Origin of the sequence: Microcystis sp. LE19-8.1F (assembly GCF_027531715.1) — a bacterium.
GTDB classification, from domain to species: domain Bacteria; phylum Cyanobacteriota; class Cyanobacteriia; order Cyanobacteriales; family Microcystaceae; genus Microcystis; species Microcystis wesenbergii_A.
The window spans coordinates 1-1,714 of sequence record NZ_JAPZSO010000251.1; the positions used below are offsets into that span (position 1 = coordinate 1).

The 1,714-nt window shown below is 47.7% G+C and carries 1 protein-coding gene and 1 pseudogene; one reads left to right on the forward strand and one right to left on the reverse strand.

The features are described from left to right. On the forward strand, positions 1-1,173 hold a 1,173-nt coding region (locus O9334_RS22585), incomplete at its 5' end, for a ParB N-terminal domain-containing protein (RefSeq protein ID WP_502846553.1). Positions 1,174-1,575: 402 nt separating this feature from the next. Here O9334_RS22585 and O9334_RS22590 read toward each other — a convergent pair. Further along, a pseudogene (locus tag O9334_RS22590) lies at positions 1,576-1,714 on the reverse strand (IS4 family transposase); the annotation flags it as partial.

Consider the following 1,714-nt stretch of genomic DNA (forward strand, 5'->3'; position numbering starts at 1 on the left):
GATTTGAAGGTTGGTGACACCGTTACCATAAATGGGAACCATCCCGAAGCCGCCGGCAAAACCTTCGAGGTCAGAGAGTTTAAGGGGAACGGCTGGATTCTCACCACCGACAACCGGCTATTTCACTGCGAGTTTTTTCTGTCCTGCGATCTAATCCCCGAACCTCACTTAACGAAATCCGATCGGGAAGACCCTGCGCCCGAATATTTGACCATCGCTCTGATCCGTACCGACGGCGGTACACAACCGAGAGCGACGATCAATCAACTCACCGTCGCTGAATATGCCGAGGATATGCGTTCCGGCGATCGTTTTCCCCCCGTGTTGGTGTTCTGGGATGGCAGCGATTATTGGTTAGCCGATGGGTTTCACCGGCTCTTGGCCGCCCAGTCTTTGGAATTACCTGCAATCGCCGTCGATATCCGTCGGGGAACCAGACGCGATGCGATCCTCTACTCGGTCGGGGCGAATGCCCATCACGGTCTCAGACGCAGCCATACCGATAAACGGCGGGCGGTGTTGATGCTCTTGCAGGACGGGGAATGGTCGCGCTATAGTAACAACCGTATTGCCAAATTATGTTTTGTTTCCGCCGATCTGGTCAATCGTTTGCGTCTCTCACTTAACGAATCGTTAAGTGAGAGACAAAGAATTTATCAGACCAAACACGGGACTGTCTCGACCATGGACACCACTAACATCGGTCGGCATCGAAAATCGTTAAGTGAAAAAGAAGACGGGACGTTAACGGAAAAATCGTTAAGTGAGGATCAAACCCTAACGGAAAAATCGTTAAGTGAAGATGGGTCAGTTAAATCTACTCGGTTGACCGTGGGAAATTCTGTCACCGTTACCGGTGAGCATCCCAGAAAAGGACAGACGGGGGAAATAACCGCGTTGCCCAATCCCTACGCGGCCATCATCCTTTTCGACGATGGCAACAGAGAAATGTTAGGTTCGGACTTCCTTTCCCCAAAAACCATCGATGTGGCCGCTAAATTTCAAGTCAAGGAAGGGCTGAATTATAGGGCGGGTAACGGCTGTGAGTGGTATGTCAGGGTAGAACAGGCTACTTGGGAGCGGCTGCTAGGATACCGAAATCGCGTCGGTACGGCAACCATCGATGGTGCTATCAAACGAATGTTAGAAAGTATCGAGAACAGCCCACCCTAACGGAACCTTAACCCAGTTTGAGCTGCTCACTTAACGAATTTTTCGAGGTTCTCACTTAACGATTCGTTAAGTGAGGGGAGAATTGAAACCGACTATGGACATAACCCGATCCTTAGAGAGCGATCGATGACGGAACCTTAACTTGGTTTGAGCTGCTCACTTAACGAATTTTTCGAGGTTCTCACTTAGTGATTCGTTAAGTGAGGGGAGTGGACAAGACCTTATCGTTAGGCAGCGATCGATGACGCAGTGATCATCTTTCTGGGGGAGCAAATGATTTATCGAGTATTAACACGGAACAATTACAGATTAGAGAAACCAATTTTCAATCACTAAACCTTCTAAATCTTGAAAATCATCAACATTATTGGTAACTAAAGTCAAATTGTTGGTAAAAGCAATCTAAGTACAGGACAAAAAATGTAAGGACTGGAGAAAAAGAGAAAAGTTAGGTAATGAAGGATTGAGAATAAGATGACGAAGGTGGTCTAAACCTAGCCGAAAGAGGCTTTTTGCTCGGCGACCATGTTTCTTGATAGGA